This window comes from Clostridioides sp. ZZV14-6009 (genome assembly GCF_020658095.1).
GTDB lineage: Bacteria > Bacillota > Clostridia > Peptostreptococcales > Peptostreptococcaceae > Clostridioides.
The window spans coordinates 80,774-98,018 of record NZ_JAGWDG010000001.1 but is presented as its reverse complement, the minus strand read 5'-3'; the positions used below and the strand labels follow the sequence as shown (position 1 = coordinate 98,018).

General features: G+C 29.0%; 14 protein-coding genes. 1 reads left to right on the top strand and 13 read right to left on the bottom strand.

Annotation, left to right across the window (positions count from 1 at the left end):
* Positions 1-5: 5 nt before the first annotated feature.
* From KGF36_RS00415 to KGF36_RS00385, 7 genes are all read right to left on the bottom strand, one after another.
* A complete protein-coding gene (locus KGF36_RS00415) occupies positions 6-275 on the bottom strand; it encodes an ACT domain-containing protein (protein ID WP_227432440.1) in 270 nt (89 codons plus the stop codon).
* Between the two features lie 292 nt (positions 276-567).
* Complete coding sequence (locus tag KGF36_RS00410; RefSeq protein ID WP_227854502.1) at positions 568-2,571, bottom strand: hypothetical protein; 2,004 nt, start codon at positions 2,569-2,571, stop codon at positions 568-570.
* Positions 2,572-2,637: 66 nt separating this feature from the next.
* Positions 2,638-4,545: a hypothetical protein gene (locus KGF36_RS00405; protein WP_227829156.1), complete on the bottom strand. Its 1,908-nt coding sequence runs from the start codon at positions 4,543-4,545 to the stop codon at positions 2,638-2,640.
* A gap of 182 nt (positions 4,546-4,727) precedes the next feature.
* Entirely contained in the window at positions 4,728-6,203 is a 1,476-nt protein-coding gene (spoIVA, locus tag KGF36_RS00400; protein WP_227829157.1) for a stage IV sporulation protein A, read from the bottom strand.
* 170 nt (positions 6,204-6,373) lie between these two features.
* Positions 6,374-7,669 (bottom strand): MFS transporter, encoded by a 1,296-nt coding sequence (locus KGF36_RS00395; protein ID WP_227839456.1) that lies wholly within the window; start codon positions 7,667-7,669, stop codon positions 6,374-6,376.
* Between the two features lie 162 nt (positions 7,670-7,831).
* Entirely contained in the window at positions 7,832-9,286 is a 1,455-nt protein-coding gene (locus KGF36_RS00390; protein ID WP_255626172.1) for an amino acid permease, read from the bottom strand.
* Between the two features lie 14 nt (positions 9,287-9,300).
* Positions 9,301-10,440, bottom strand: coding sequence for a M24 family metallopeptidase (locus tag KGF36_RS00385; RefSeq protein ID WP_227854501.1), 1,140 nt, complete (start codon positions 10,438-10,440; stop codon positions 9,301-9,303).
* Between the two features lie 318 nt (positions 10,441-10,758).
* Between KGF36_RS00385 and KGF36_RS00380 the strand changes: the two genes are divergently transcribed.
* Positions 10,759-11,409 (top strand): TetR/AcrR family transcriptional regulator, encoded by a 651-nt coding sequence (locus KGF36_RS00380; protein WP_227829161.1) that lies wholly within the window; start codon positions 10,759-10,761, stop codon positions 11,407-11,409.
* A gap of 74 nt (positions 11,410-11,483) precedes the next feature.
* Here the strand turns inward: KGF36_RS00380 and KGF36_RS00375 are convergent, their stop codons facing one another.
* From KGF36_RS00375 to KGF36_RS00350, 6 genes are all read right to left on the bottom strand, one after another.
* The gene (locus tag KGF36_RS00375; protein WP_227432432.1) at positions 11,484-12,503 is read right to left on the bottom strand and encodes an NAD(P)H-dependent glycerol-3-phosphate dehydrogenase; all 1,020 of its coding nucleotides are present in this window, start codon (positions 12,501-12,503) and stop codon (positions 11,484-11,486) included.
* 30 nt (positions 12,504-12,533) lie between these two features.
* Positions 12,534-13,148 (bottom strand): glycerol-3-phosphate 1-O-acyltransferase PlsY, encoded by a 615-nt coding sequence (gene plsY, locus KGF36_RS00370; protein WP_227854500.1) that lies wholly within the window; start codon positions 13,146-13,148, stop codon positions 12,534-12,536.
* Positions 13,149-13,181: 33 nt separating this feature from the next.
* A complete protein-coding gene (gene der, locus KGF36_RS00365; RefSeq protein WP_255287738.1) occupies positions 13,182-14,507 on the bottom strand; it encodes a ribosome biogenesis GTPase Der in 1,326 nt (441 codons plus the stop codon).
* A 27-nt stretch (positions 14,508-14,534) separates the two neighbouring features.
* A complete protein-coding gene (locus KGF36_RS00360) occupies positions 14,535-15,863 on the bottom strand; it encodes a DUF512 domain-containing protein (protein ID WP_227842059.1) in 1,329 nt (442 codons plus the stop codon).
* 236 nt (positions 15,864-16,099) lie between these two features.
* Positions 16,100-16,300: a capping complex subunit for YIEGIA gene (locus tag KGF36_RS00355; RefSeq protein WP_227432429.1), complete on the bottom strand. Its 201-nt coding sequence runs from the start codon at positions 16,298-16,300 to the stop codon at positions 16,100-16,102.
* Position 16,301: 1 nt separating this feature from the next.
* Positions 16,302-17,234 (bottom strand): YIEGIA family protein, encoded by a 933-nt coding sequence (locus tag KGF36_RS00350; RefSeq protein ID WP_227842057.1) that lies wholly within the window; start codon positions 17,232-17,234, stop codon positions 16,302-16,304.
* Positions 17,235-17,245 lie beyond the last annotated feature (11 nt).

Below are 17,245 nucleotides of genomic sequence, written 5' to 3'. Positions count from 1 at the left end.
GTTTGCTACAGATTATGCATTGAATTAAATATTTCTTCTCTTTGAATTTTTACATCTACTGATAATTTCTTTCCTCTTTCAATTAAATCTTCAACTGTTTGCTCAAAAGAATTTAATGCTTTTTCTAAATCAACTACCATAATCATTGTAAAATATTCTTGAAGTATTTTTTGTGAAATATCTACTATGTTAATATTTTGTTTGTATAACTCATCACTAATGCCTGCTACTATACCTGGTTTATCCTTCCCAATTACTGTTAAAATTGCTCTCATAATAATATCCTCCCTTAATTTTTTTATAAATCTTACATTTTTACAAATTGAACTAGTTGTTAACATATATTTCATTTATTTGTTGGTAAATCACTTTTTATGTATATATTTAATATATTTTAATACCTATACATTCATTTGTCAATTTTTTTTCAATATTCTATTATTTTTATACTATTTAACGAAACTGTATATTATATATCCTTTTATTGATAGTAATATATAGTTTTCATAATACTGAAAGGTATTATTTATCAACTTTATAATTTACTAAATAATCCCTTTTTAAAAATTATTTTTTTATTTGTATGAATTCTATTACATTTTTTCTTACACTTGGATTTACAACTAATATAGAAACAATCATAGTTGGAGTTAATATACAAAGTAAAAAGAAAATCTCTCTATTTAAATTATATTTTTTAGATATAGATTTAAGATTCTCATTGTAATTTGCTATTTCATCATAATTATTTACTCCTAACTTTACATTATCTATTTCTTGATTTTTGTTTACAAAAACATTCCTATAGGAGAAATATTGATTATTATTGCTAAATACTGATTTTTGCTTTAAATTATAATTTCTATCATCTTCTGGCATTAAATTTTTACTATTAAATTTATTTTTATCCTCATAATCATTTTCTTTATCACTATTTATATTGGCATCTTCTTTATTATTTTGATGATTTTTATCATCAACACCACCAGCACTTGGTCCTATGTTATCTTCTGGAACATTTTGTTTTCCTCCATTAGAATCATTATTTTCATTACTAGCACTGTCATTATTTTCTTTATTTTCGTCATTATTATTTTCTTTATTTTCGTCATTATTATCTTCTTTATTTTCATTGTTATTACCCTCATTTTTACTGCTACTGTCATCTCTATCTGGGTCATCTCTACCACCACCTCCACGGTCGCCTCCATCGATAATAACGTCTCGGTCATCTTCTGGTGTCATCTGGTCACTACCTCCACCTATCACAAATCCTGGTTTTAAAAATATATTTGAATATCCGTCTCTCAATCCACCCTCTACATTTACTCTGAAGCATCTCAACTTAAAATCTTCAAAATTAAGTGTAGCTTGGTTGCTAATATAATCTAATTCTTTGCTTACCCAATTTATACCATCATCAGAATATTCTACAAATACCTTCTTGGCATTATATGGCATACTATAATCGAAAAGAGCTGAATAACCCTTTCTTGAGTTTATAAAAAATACTTCTAAATCATTTATAGGTCCTTTATTTGTAATATGAACATATAAAATAGGAGCAACATTATCATTTAGCACTATATTCTTTTCATTTAGATGTTCTTCTTTAAATTTTCCTTTTATTATGAATTCTGTATCTTTATTTAAATCAGTATAGTAATTTGATAAATCCCAATCTACATCTAACGTTACAAACTTTCCACTAGAAGTTTTTAAAGTTACAGTTTGAGGGAATTTTAAATCTTCTATTTTATCTTCTTTTGTTATCATTATTTCCTCTTCAAAGACTCCAATACCTCTACGATTACACCTTATAATATTATAATCATCATCTCGAGGTATACCTGGCATTATCATATTTTGGTCTCCTATAATATAGACATTCTTAGTCTCTGATACAATTGATTTTCCTTTTTTAGAGTTACTTCCTACTCCTATACTTTGTTGTTTATTATCATCATTAACAATTACTGAAGTATCCTCTATTTCGACTTCTCCCTTAGAATAAATTCCTATAGCATTTTCTCCATCAACTTCAATTGTTTTACAGTCTACTCTAACATCATTTTCCGAATAAATTCCTATAGCGTTTTCTCCACTTGATTTTATGTTTCCAACCTCACCATAATATGTATCTATAAATAAATCAGCTTCTTTTTCTGCATATAAAGCAGTCCCATTTAAAGCAGTTATATTGTCTATTCCTATCCTTAGCTTTCCTCCTCGTTCTACATGAATTACACCTTCAGTTTCACCTTCTCCAACTATATTTAGTTCATTCCCATTGATAAAAAAATTCCCTTTATCTTTTATGAGTATCTTATACTTATTAGTATCTATTGTAATCTTAGTTCCATATGGAATATTAAGTTCAAAATAATCATCTATTACCATATCACAAGGAAGAGTGTAAACTATTTTTTCACTGTTATCTTCATTTTTCAAAATCCAACTTTTAAAATCATTCAGACAATTACTTTCTTGTGAAAAACTCTTATTTGGGAAAAGTACAAAAATCACAATTAACAAATTTATAAAAATAAAAGCTTTATTTTTTTTATTCATATCTTTATCCTACTAATTCCTTTCTCAAATAACATCAATTTCTTTAAAATAGTTTCACTCATTTTATTATTTAAATTTTATAAATTTACGAATATATTTTATAATACTTGGATTTACTGCTATCATTGAGCCTATCATAATTAAAGTAACAATTCCAATACCAATAATAACTCCACTATGAGAGTTTTGAATTTTATTATAGGGTTTAGAAGTAAGATTTATCTTCTTATTAGTCTTGTCACCATTAGAAATATATTCTCTATTTGGTAGATTCTCATAATTAGATTCACTTTTAGAAGATTTCTCATTTTCACTATACGCATATATTAATTTTTCTTTTAAGCTATTTTCAAATTTGTTTTCTATAATTAAAGTATTATTTTTAATATTATTGTCTTTATTATTTATATTGTTTTTTTCTTTATCAATCTTAATATTTTTTTCGTCTTGATGTGGCTTATTATCTTTTTCCTTATCATTAGATTCAATGATTTTGTCAGAATCCTCAGGTCTTTGCTCATCAGCATCATCATTTTTATTATCATTATTTTTATCCATAATAAGCCCACTGTCATCTCTATCTGGGTCATCTCTACCTCCTCCTCCACGGTCACCATCGATATCTTCGTTTTCTTGTTCATCATCTGGTGTTATTTGTCCTTCTCCTCCATCCATTACAAATCCAGGCTTTAGTACTATATTTGAATATCCATCTCTAAATCCTCCTTCTACTTTTATCCTAAAACAACGTAATTTAAAATCCTCAAAGAAGAGAATTACCTGCTCACTGATATCTTCTTGTTCCTCACTTATCCAATTGACTCCATCTTCTGAGTATTCAACAAAAACTTTATTTGCATTATATGGCATATCATAGTCCAATATGGCTAAATATCCATAACGTGTATTTTGAAAATCAAAACTTAAATTATCTATTGGCTTTTTTTCCACAATATGTACATCCAAAGTAGGAACAACATCATCATTTAATATTATTTTTTTTAGATTTAAATCTTCATCTTTGAACTTACCTTTTATACTGAAGTCATACCCCTTTACTAAATTTTCATAATAATCAGAAATATCCCATTCCATATCTATCTTAACATTAGTGCCACTAGAAGTTTGTATCAAAACATCCTTCGGAAAATTTATATCTTCTATTTTATCTTCTTTGCATACTTGTATTTTCTTATCAAACACATAAATACCTCTGGCAGAACATTCTATAATATTGTAACCAGAATCGTTTGAGATAGCAGGTATTAACTCATTATCATCATTAATTATATAAATATTTTTACTTTCTGATACAATGGATTGCGCAGTTTTATATAAATTTTTTAATAATCTATTTTCGTTATCATTGCCATAAGCTCTTACTGATGTACTTTCCAACTCAACATCACCCTTACAATAGATTCCTATAGCATTTTCTCCTCTTACTTCTATATCTCTATATGGAACCCTAATATTATTTCCAGAATAAATTCCTATAGCATCATTTCCGTTTGCTTTTATCTTTCCAACATTTTGATAGTAACAACTAAAATTTAAAATACCTCCTTCTTCAACATACAAAGCAGTTCCATTAGTAGCAATTATATTGTCTATACCTATACCTAACTTTCCTCCCTCTTCCACATGTATTACTCCATCTTTTCCGCCCTCTCCTATTATATTCAATTCATTATCTTCAACTATAAAATTACCTTGGTCTTTTATTAGTACTTTATGCGTATTAGTGTCTATTGTAAAATTAGTTCCATATGGAATATAAAATCTAAACTCTTTATCTATTACCATATCGCAGGGTAGAGTATAAACAATATCTTCAGTACTGTTTTTATTTTCTTGAACCCATTTTTTAAAATCTTCTAGACAATTTTCTTCTTGTCCAAAAACTTTATTTGGAAAAATCATAAAACATATCACTACTAAATTTATAAAAATAAATATCTCCGATTTTTTCACCTTACACCTCTAGAATTTTTTTAGTTTTAGTATAGTAATGTTGAAAAATGTACTTTCTCAATATAATTTTTCCATAAATAGTGTTTATTGTCAATTTATATAAATATTTTTACCAACTTTTATAAATAAAAAGCTACTTGTTAAAGTAAACAAATCTTTTACTTTAACAAGTAGCTATATTTTTATAATAAAATAGTTATAATATTAGAGCTTCCTTCATTTACAATTTTTTGTAGAGTCTTTTGCATCTTGACTCTTATTTCCTCTGGCATAGTATATAATTTACTTTGAAGCTGCTCTTTTACTAAATCATGAAGTGACTTACCAAACATATTTGACTCCCACAAATCTGCTGGTTGTTCTTCAAATACCTCCATGAGATATTTTATCATCTCTTCACCTTGATTTTGATTTCCAACTATAGGAGAAACTTCTGTAGATATATCTGCTTTTATAATGTGAAGTGATGGTGCATTAGCTTTTAACTTAATACCATACTGTTTTCCTTGTTTCATTATTTCTGGCTCTTCCAAGCTAAGTTCCTCTAAAGAAGGTGCTACTACTCCATATCCTTTTATCTTAGCATCCATTAAAGCACTTTCTATCTTATCATACTCATTTTTAACTTTAGATAATCTAGTTATCAGGCTAAGCAATTGATAATCTCCTTCAATTTTAAATCCACTTTTTTCTTCAAGGACATTATAGAATAAATCTTGCTTTGTTTGTAAGTCAATATTTATGACACCTTCTCCTAACTCCACATGGTCAACACCTGTATCATCTAAAAACTCTAATTCAGAGAAACCTTGCATAATTCCTTCTATATCTCTTATTTTACCTATGTCTATAATGCTCTGTTTTAATGTTGTTATTATACTGCTTTTTATCCAGTGATTTCGCTCAAGACCTTCCACCCATTTAGGTAAGTTTATTCTTATTTCTGTAAGTGGGAAATCATATAGTACAGTTTCCATAACTTCTTCTATATCCTCATCTTCCATTTCAACTATATTCATTGGAAGAACTGGAACTTCATATTTTTCCTCTAATTCATTTCTAAGCAGACTTGTTTCTTCACTTCTAGGACTTAATGTATTTAAAACCACAGCAAATGGTTTTTTAAGATTTTTTAATTCTTGTATAACTCTCTCTTCTGGCTCTACATAGCTTTTTCTGTCAATACCAGTAACTGAACCATCTGTCAAGACAACTATTCCTATTGTAGAATGGTCTTTTATAACTTTTTTAGTCCCTATCTCTGCTGCTTTCTCAAATGTCATAGCTTCTTGTGACCAAGGAGTGGATACTAATCTTTGCTTTCCACCTTCCTCATGACCTAAAGCTCCTTCAACTATGTATCCAACACAATCTACCATTCTCACTTTTAAAGATACTGTGTCTTTTATTTTAATTTCTACACCATCTGCTGGTACAAATTTTGGTTCTACTGTCATTATAGTTTTGCCTGAACCACTTTGAGGTATCTCATCTCTTGTTCTATCTTTTTTGAACTCATTGTCTATATTTGGGATAACCAACTTTTCCATAAACTTTCTTATAAAAGTTGATTTTCCTGTTCTTACAGGTCCCACTACTCCAATATATATATCCCCCTGAGTCCTTTTGGATATATCTTCGTATATATTATTATTCATATTATTCCTCCTATACATCTAATCTTATTAAATTATATTTAGATTTCGAGGTTAATATTCTTAAAATAGAAAAATAAAGACCAGCAATATTAATTTAGTTTACATATAGAAATTTGCAAATTTCAATGTAAATTAAATTATAATGCTAGCCCAAATAGTAGTGTATTATATTAACTAACTTTAGTAGTATTTTCATTTGACTTACTATTCATTTCAATAAGCTCTTTACGTCTTTCTTTAGTCATATTCATCCATATAAATGTAAACACCAATCCAATTATGGCTACTATAGTAAGAACTATGAAGTAGTACTTATATCCAGTTACACCTGGAAATGCATCTAATATCTTTCCTGCTGCTAGAGGACAAAGTACTTCTGGAAGATATCCTAATGTAGCAACTATACCTATAGCAGTTCCTGATATCGATAGTGAATAATTACCTTCTTCAAGTAACGAATAGTGTAAACCTTGAATGGCATACATAGATACATATATTGCAACACATCCAATCAATAGTACATAAATCATAGAAGATTTTGTTGGTGTAAATATTACACCTAAAAGTCCTGCAATCATAAGTATAAATCCATAAGATATAATCTTTGATGAACCAACTTTATCTCCAAGTAATCCAGAGGCTGCTGATGCTACTGGTCTACAATACTGAGCTAATATTGATATTGCAGATGCAAATACTACAGTTGCTCCAAATGCTTCAGTTGAATATGGCGTAAAATAGTAAAATGACATATTAGCTGAATATGAACAAAACATTATTATTGTTATTATCCATGTATGAGGCATTTTTATTACTGTAAAGAAAGCTTCTTTATCAAATTTGGCTGATACCTCTTTTTCATTATCTTTTAACTTAAAAAATACTAATAATCCAACTATTACATTTATAGCTGAATACAACACTATAATAGCTGTAAGACCAGATTTATCACTTACTTTTGATGAAATGTATCCAAATAATATTAAGACTAGAGATAAATGAATTGCATTGGTAATTCCACGACCACTTTCCATAAATCCAAAAGCCTTTCCTTGTTCATTTTCAGAGGCTAACATCCTAACAGCTTTTACAAGCGCTGGCCAAAAAGTAAGTATTGTTGTTATTCCCCATAAAGCATGGATTAAAAATACAATAGTATATGGAGGATAAAGTGTTAATACAAGACCCAATACTCCTGTAATAATTAAAGAACCTGAAAGTAGCTTTCTGGCTGAAATACGATCTGCTAAGAAACCACCAAAAAGGTATGATACCATTGCAAGTAAACCATAAATACTTCCTAAACTACCCATTTGTGTATTTGTAAGATTAAATGCTTGTGCAAAAGTATCATAATAATAATTTTTTAAATATGGTAAAGCATATATAAAGGCTCCTGCTACAAAGAGTATTATTAAGACTTTGAAATTTTTCCAAATGCTTGGTTTATTTACTTCAACTGACATATTTCCTCCTTATGTAAATACTCATAAATTTTTACGATAGCTAATTATTGATTTTTCAACATCCCAACATATTATAGATTTATTAATATATTATGTTAATTTATCCATAATTTTTAGTGAACTAAAGACAAATGCTTTTAGCTCACTAAAATAATTATATTTTTATTTATAGGAATCCCCAGAATTATTAGATACCTTCCTTTCATAGTTCTTCCATATCATTAAACCTGTTAATATAACAAAAAGACCTCCACCTATCATCTCAATCTCATAAACTATATTATCTTTTAAAGTCTCCATAACTGGTGCTGTTGAAAAAAGTATCCCCACTACAGTCACTACAAGTACCATTCTAGCTATATTGATACAAACTGAATCACTTTTTGCAATTGAGTATGGTCTTTCTTCGTTTGGTCTTGTCTTTCTAAGTCTTATATAAGACGTAAAAAGTAATACATATGGAAACAATGCCGTTAATGCTGTCATAGTAACAAGAACATTATATATATTATCTACTGATGGCAGTAAATTTGTTCCTATAAGAAGTAGACTCACTATTATAGCTTGAATCACTACAGCATTTGATGGTATATTGTGTTTATTTGTAACAGTTAATTGCTTAGGAAATACACCTTCTTTTACATTTCCAAAAAGCATCTTTACTGGACCTGCTATATAAAGTATTAGTGCTCCAAGTACCGATAAAGTTATCCCAAATGCTACTACTCTTATAAACCAGCTTCCTATTCCTAAATCTTGTGCAACTTTAGCTAGTGCATCTAGTATTCCTGTTGATGCTGCAATTTCATCTGGAGGAAGTATCATTGTTATTGCTACTGAACCTAGGATATAGATTCCTCCTATTAAAACAGCTACTGTCAATATAGCTTTAGGAAAGTTTTTCTTAGCATTATCCATTTCAGTTATAAAATTAGCAGTTGTTTCAGCTCCTGATAGTGCAAATATTATAGCAGATATAGAAACTAGTGAATTAGCATCTATCTTTGGTATTATATTTTGGATTGTATATACAGATGCTGATGGAGCTTTTTTGAGAATAACTACAGACATAAATGCCATCACTATAAGTAATATAGCCGGAATTGTAGAACCTAATGCTCCTGTATTTGTAAAGAATTTTCCAAATGCCATTCCACGAGTACTTACTAGGGATAACATCCAGAATATTATAAGTGAAAGCACTAAAATAAACATCTTATTGTTTGATAGAGCAGGATTTCCAAGCATATAAGCAATATTTATAGCTAAAAATGTCAAGAAGGAAGAATACCAAAATATCTTTGATGTCCAATTTAACCATGACACCATAAATCCCCACTTCTCTCCATAAGCCTGTTTAACCCATTCTCCAAGTCCACCATCTTTTGGATATGTTGCAGCCAACTCTGCACATATAAGTGATGCTGGAACAAAGAATATAAAAGCAAACAACAACCAAACTGGTATCGAACCAAGACCCAACCCAAAACTAGAGGCAGTAGATTTAGCTATCCATCTAATCCCAAATAGTGCTGATATATTCATAAATACTAAATCCCAAAATCCAATCTTCTTTTTCACTGTAATTCCTCCAATTTTAAATTTACTTAAATTCATACATATGTACTAATTTAAATATCAAGTATAAGCTCTTCAACACTTCTTGGATAATTAGTTATAATTGTAGCACTATTTTTACCTACTATTGCTGTATCTGAGTGTCTAAATCCTCCAACTCCAGGTATATATATTCCTGGTTCCATAGAAAATACCATTCCTTCTTCTAGTATTAATTCATTGTCAAATCTTAAATATGGCTCTTCATGTTCTGATAAACCTAAACCATGACCAATTCTGTGATTTGAATATAACTCTAGACCATGCTTTGCAACAACAGCTCTTGCTGCTTCATCCACCATTCTTGCTGGTATTCCAGCTTTTATTGTATCTAATCCAGCTTGTTGAGCTTCTACTGCAATCTTAAATACTTCCTTTTGTCTTTCTGTTGGCTTGCCTATAATAAAAGTTCTTTCATTTTCTGCTCTATAGTTTTCATACCAAACCTGTCTACTATGTATTACTATATCTCCTCTTTGAAGTATTCTAGTATTTGAGTCTAAATGTGGTTGTGCTGTTCTATCGATGCCTGAACAAGTCCAGTTTGCAAATCCTATATATGTATCAGGATAATTTTCAGATACATATTTTAGTAAAGCATTATCCCCTGCAACGTCAAATTCCAATTCACTCATCCCAACTCTAACATTTTCCAAAGAACCTTTTATTCCTATATCAGATAAGTAACCAGCTATCTTTAAAAATTCTATCTCTCTTGCGTCTTTTACATATCTCATTTCAAATATTTTACTTCCAACATCTTTAATAGCAAATGATTTCTCAGTTATATATTCTGAAAAGCTTGCAGATACTATATCTTTTTCTATCCCAACAGTTATTCCTTTAGGATATCTATTTAAAATTATATCTAAGTAATGTTTATGTGATATTCCATGTTCTTTCATTTCTGGTATTTCATAATATACATATACATTATCAACTTTTGCAACTTCTTTAGCATGTAGCTCCTCTAATCCAGGCACTATTAATTCTATTTTATCTTGAGTTACTACTGTTACAATTGGTCTAGAATAAGTTATTGCTTTAAATCCACTAATATAAAATTGGTTGTCTGGTTCAAATATTAGGGAAATTTCAATGTTTTTTTCATTCATATACTTTCTTAATTTTTCTAGTCTCATGTTATTTGACATAGTACACCTCTTTCTCAATATTCAAATAATTTATTCAATACAACAAGGATGAGTGTATCATTTCAAAATTCTTAATATTTTTAGTACTTGTTGTATTCGTATGTAAATTAAATTTATTTGTGATTATTTTATCATAATCATGATTATTTTGTCAATCATGATTTCATCTTTAAATATTTTTTATATTTTGCTGATATTAAATTATCTGAAATATAACAAATATATATTATATTTTGGAATATTATTCTTGATTTATGATAAATTTAATGATAAAATCACGATTATATAAACTATATTGATTATTTGTAGGTGAATAAAATGACAAATAAAGAATTACAAAAGAAAAGGATATTGATGTATTTCATAGAAGCAGCTCAAAACATTATGGAAAATGAAGGAATAGAAAATATTACACTTCGTAAGGTTGCAGATATGGCTGGCTATAACAGTTCAACCCTATACAACTACTTTAAAAATTTAGACCATCTAATATCATTTGCATCTATAAAATATTTTAAAGATTATAACTTAAATATTTCAAGGTGTATAGAGAATGTAAATGATGAATATAAGAAATATATAATTATGTGGAAATTATTTTGTAAGCATTCTTTTGACAATGCCCAAGCTTTTTATCAGGTATTTTTTAACTTGTCCAGTGATGAACTTAGTTATATAACAAAACAATATTATGATATGTTTCCAGAAGACTTAGGTATTCATGACAGTGATATATCTTTAATGATTACCGGAAAAAGTATAAAAGAAAGAAATAAAATACTGTTGAACAATCTTGTAGATACTGGATATATACCATCTAAAGATTTAGACATAATCAATGATATAATTATTTCTTTTTATCAAAATCTATTATTCTTAAAAAAGAACACAGGAAAAAATTCTAATGATGATGAATTAACTATGAAAATGATTTCTTCTATTGAATACATAATAAAACATGCTAAGTAATATTAAAATAGCCCTCTTTATAAAAAGAGGGCTAAAACACAGCTATTATTTTTTTATTTTATTGTACAATAAGTTTATATATCATCACCTAAAACTACTTCTTCCATTTCGTGCTTTTTACTTCTCATCATTAACTCTATTCCAACTTCTTTAGGATTTGCACCTTTAGTTATTACAGAATATATAGCATTAGTTATTGGCATATCTATATTCAGCTTTTCAGCAACATCATGTGCTACTTCAGTAGCAGTTATTCCTTCTACAACCATCTTTACTTCTTTTAAGGTATCTTCTAAGCTCATCCCTTGACCTATAAGTATACCTGCTCTTCTATTTCTACTATGCATGCTTGTACAAGTAACTATTAAATCTCCAATGCCTGAAAGGCCTGCAAATGTAGACATATTAGCTCCCATAGCAGTACCAAGTCTACTCATTTCACTAATTCCTCTTGTCATAAGAGCTGCTTTTGCATTGTCACCATACCCTAATCCATCACATATACCAGCACCAAAAGCTATAATATTTTTTAATGCTCCTCCAAGTTCAACTCCAACTATATCCGGATTTGTATAAACTCTAAGTTTAGGGCTCATAAATAAATCTTGTATACTCTGTGCTATTTTTAATTCTTTAGAGGCTACTACTACTGTAGTAGGTATATTTCTTGCTACTTCTTCAGCATGAGATGGGCCAGATAGTATTACATATGGATTTTGTGGCAATTCTTCTTCACATACCTGAGACAATCTAAGTCCAGTGCCTTTTTCAAGACCTTTTGCTACATTAACAATAATTTGTCCAGCTTTTACAAAGGGTTTTATTTTTTCACAAGTACTTCTTACGGCTTGAGATGGAACTGCTAAAACTATTACTTTGCAATTTTCTATAGTTTTTTCTATATCAGTACTTATCGTTATATTATGTGGAAATAATACTCCTGGCAAATAGTCTGTATTTTCTTTAGTCCTGTTTATTTTTTTAGCTTGTTCTTCTTTTCGGGTCCACATGCTCACATCATTACCTTTATTTGCAAGACCTAAAGCTAATGCACTTCCCCAACTTCCAGTACCTAATACACATACTTTCTCCATGTTTAACACCACCTGAGTATAATATATTTACTATTCTTTCTTTTGACCAATTTTTCTTTCTGTCCCATTTAATAATCGCTTTATATTTGCTCTGTGATTATATATTACTGATATGCTTAAAAACAAAGCTACAACTAGCCCAGCTTTATTTTTTGCTATAATCATAAATATTGGTGAACAACCTATCCCAACAACAGAACCTAATGAAACATATTTTGTTATAATTACCACCAATATAAATACGGCCAAACACATTAATGTTATTACTGGATTTACAGCAAGCATTGCACCTAATGAAGTTGCAACACCTTTACCCCCTCTAAATCCTAAAACTGCTGGCCAATTATGACCTGCTACAACACATATAACTGCTAGATATCCAGCTAAAAGAGTATCTATACCAACCAACTTTGCTGCAATTTCCGATATCAAAACAGCAATTACACCTTTAAAAACATCACCTAAAAAAGTCATTGCTCCTGCTCTTTTCCCAAGTGTTCTAAGTACATTTGTCGAGCCTGCATTACCCGAACCTTGAGTCCTTATATCAACCCCAGCAATTCGCTTTGCAACTATATACGAGGTTGATATATTGCCTAATAAATATGCAATTACAGCAATAATTATATAACTAAATATCTCCACTGAACTTACCTCCTTTAGTTATATTTTAAATATTTACTTTTTATTTTTTTGTCTATACTCAAACTTTATGGAAGTTCCTTCAAATCCAAAGTTTTCTCTTATCTTATTTTCAAGGTATCTTTGATATGAGAAATGAGTTAAGTTCTTGTCATTTATAAATAAAGTAATTTTAGGAGGTCTAATGTCTGTTTGAGTTCCATAGTAAATTTTTAATCTTCTACCTTTATCAGATGGTGGCTGATTTAACATTACAGCTTCTCCAATTACTTCATTTAATGCTGAAGTTGATATTCTCTTAGAATGTTCATTTGATACATATTCAACTGTGTCTAATATTTTATTCATTCTTTGATTAGTCTTTGCAGAAACAAATACTATTGGAGCATACATCATAAATGGGAATTTTTCTTTTATATCTTTTGTGTAATTACTCATTGTCTTATTATCTTTTTCTATTAAGTCCCATTTATTGACTACAAATATACATCCCTTACCTTCATCATGTGCTATACCTGCAACTTTTGTATCCTGCTCTGTCACGCCTTCCAAAGCGTCTATAACTATCAACACTACATCTGCTCTATCTACAGCACTCATAGCTCTTATTACACTGTATTTTTCTATTGTCTCATATATTTTGCTTTTTCTTCTAAGCCCTGCTGTATCTATAAGAAGAAATTTCTGCCCATTTTTTTCAAAATAAGTATCTATTGCATCTCTAGTAGTTCCTGCAATTGGACTTACAATTACTCTTTCTTCTCCTAATATCTTATTAAGTATAGAACTCTTTCCTGCATTTGGCTTACCTGTTATAGCTACTCTTATTATATCTTCTTCATACTCTGTATCTAATCCTGCTGGAAAATTTTGAACTATCTCATCTAATAAATCTCCAAATCCCATACTATTGGCTCCTGACACTCCAAAAGGAGTTCCAAAACCTAATTCATAAAAATCGTATATATTGTCAAACTGACTTTGACTATCAATTTTATTAACCACTAGAATTACTGGTTTTTTTGTTTTTCTAAGTATCTGAGCAATTTCTTTATCAGCAGCTGTTATTCCAGCCTTACCATCAACTATAAAAAGTATTACATGTGACATGTCCATTGCAAGCATAGCTTGACTTCTCATTTGAGATAATATTATATCTTCGCTATCAGGTTCAATACCTCCTGTATCTACTAATGTAAAATATTTATCTAACCATTCTACTTCTGCAAATATTCTATCTCTTGTAACTCCTGGTGTATCTTCAACTATTGATATCCTTTTTCCTGCAAATTTATTAAATATTGTAGACTTACCAACATTTGGTCTCCCAACTACAGCTACAACTGGCCTACTTATACTCATGTTGTTTCTCCTTCCATCTTTTGTTTTCTATTTTAAAATTTTATCCACAAAATCTTTTCCTTCATTTAAGCATGGGATAATTTTTATTTTCATAAGTTCTTCTAACTGATTTAGTTCAATATTATCTAAGAAAATTTCTTCATCTGCTTTTAACATACTTCTTGTTATATAAAGAGCTTCTCCCAATTCCTTATGCTCAAGTTGCTCTTTTAAATCTTTCGCTGTTAAAAGGCCTGATACTGTTATTGTTTCTCCAAAAAACTTATTTTTTATTTCATAAACATCTATTTGAAGATTTTTAAACTTGTCCATCATAGCATCTGCCATACTTTGTATAAATTCATATGCAGAATGTCCAGTAGCTATTGATACCTTTTTGTCTCTTTTAAGACTATTCTCAGATAATGTTTTTAGATACTCTTCAATCTCTGTTTTTAACTTACGTATCATACCTACACCATCTTCAAACTGTAAAAATCCTTCATATTCTTCATATGCAGGCAATTCTCTACTAGATAATATATAAAATTCATCCGATAAAAATGCAAATCGAGTCCCTATTTTCTCAAGATATTTCTGTTGTATTTCATGAATTTGCTCTATAGTTTTACTTGCACCATTATTATTAAATATATTTAATTCTGCTAAATTTTCTCTATGCTTTGTAATTCCAACTGGAACTATAGCAACACTATTTACATATGGATAAAGTTGAGCTAATTCTTTTATTGTTCTATCCAATTCCTTTCCATCATTTATACCTGGACATAAAACAATTTGACAGTTCATTTCTATATGAGCATCTGCCAATCTCTTCATTATACCATATAATTTTCCTGCAAATTTATTGCTTATCATTTTTTGTCTTAATTCTGGATTAGTTGTATGCACAGATATATTTATAGGACTTATTCTGTATTTAATTATATTATTTATATCTTCTTCGCTCATATTTGTAAGTGTAACAAAATTTCCTTGTAAAAAAGACAATCTTGAGTCATCATCTTTAAAATAAAGAGTTTCTCTCATTCCTTCTGGCAACTGGTCTATAAAACAAAACATACATTTATTTCTACAACTTTTAGCTTGGTCAATTATTGGATTTGTAAATTCAACGCCCAAATCTTCATCATAGTCTTTTTCTATCTCATATATGTAGACTTCACCATCTTTTTTTTGTATTTCTACCTCTAAATACTCATCACTTAGTAAGAATCTATACTCTATTATATCATGTATTGGCTGTTCATTTACAGATATAAGTAAATCTCCTACTTCTATACCTATTTCTTCTGCAATACTATCTTTGTAAACTTTACTTATAATATTATTTATTTTTTTTACATTTACTTCCATTTTTTTCACCACTCTTTTATATTCATCAATATTTATTATAATATATTTTCATATACAGTTTATTACTTTATTATATTTTACAATAGCATTTTTAAACATTTCATGTCATAATAACACATTTTAATTCTAATAGTCAATATAAGTAAATAGCTATAAAAAGATTAAAACAAATAATATTCAAATTTAAATATTTTATAAATTTGAACATTATTTGCCCTTAAAAGTACCTTATAGTTTTAATGCTTTACTATTATTAATGTTCCATTAGTCATATCGTGAACCATTCCGCCTACACACTTTGACATGAGCATTGCCTTATTTTGCAAATCTTTTTCATCATTTGCATAAAATATCGGACAACCTCCACCATTTCTCATATTTTTATCTAGTGTAACTATTGCTAGGGTATATTCATTTAGACCTATATCCATTCCCATTTTATGCACTTCCTTTCTTTCCTGTTTTATAGTTTTTCAGTGATAAGTTTTTACCTTTAGAACTTGAAAGTATTGGACATGATTTTACAGCTTCCATTACCTTTTCAACATTCCTATCTATTGGTAAATAAGCAATCATTATACTTTCATCATCTTTATTTCGTCTAGGTAATGGTACAAATGCAGGTTCTCCATAATCTCCATATAAACCTAATCTCGAATATATATTGTATACTATCGCTTGTCTTTGACCCGAATCAAATAATATTCCTGCATTAGCATAATCTCTATCTTTAGGAATTATTTGTATCCCTACACCTCTATTAATATATACTTCTCTATCACTTTTTAGACCTATATTTGTTATCCCTTTTAAATCTCCCACCTTTAGTATAGATTCATTTACGAAGCTAATATCAGCAGGCATTACATCAGCTATATCTCCAATACTTTTTCTAGTAAGAAGTTTCTTAAGTATGAAAGCTAATAATAAACCACAAATTGAACTTATTATCAAACTCATGCCTTCACTTATTTTAGTTTCTTCAATAATTACATAATATAATCCTATTGTTAAAAAAGATGTAACTATGCACATATAATTTCTTACTTCATAAGTTCTAGCTATCTCTTCTATAAATGCAGCTCCTCTTTTTACAAGTTGAACTTCTTCTAAGTTTTGTAATGTATTCCTTCTATTTGCTCTTACTTGTCTAAACTGTTCTGCTGCCAAAGATAAAAATGTTATCGATGTATAAGAACGATTTATAAGAGCTGGAACTAGTAATGCTCCTAATGCCGAAGCAACAAAGGCTAATATAAGCTGAGATAGTAAAACATTTGGTTGTGTAGGGTACTGTTTTTGGTCTAAATTTAACATTATGACTCTTGATGTCATACCAATAATAACTGCAACAAAAAATACTCTATCCATTAAATCACTCC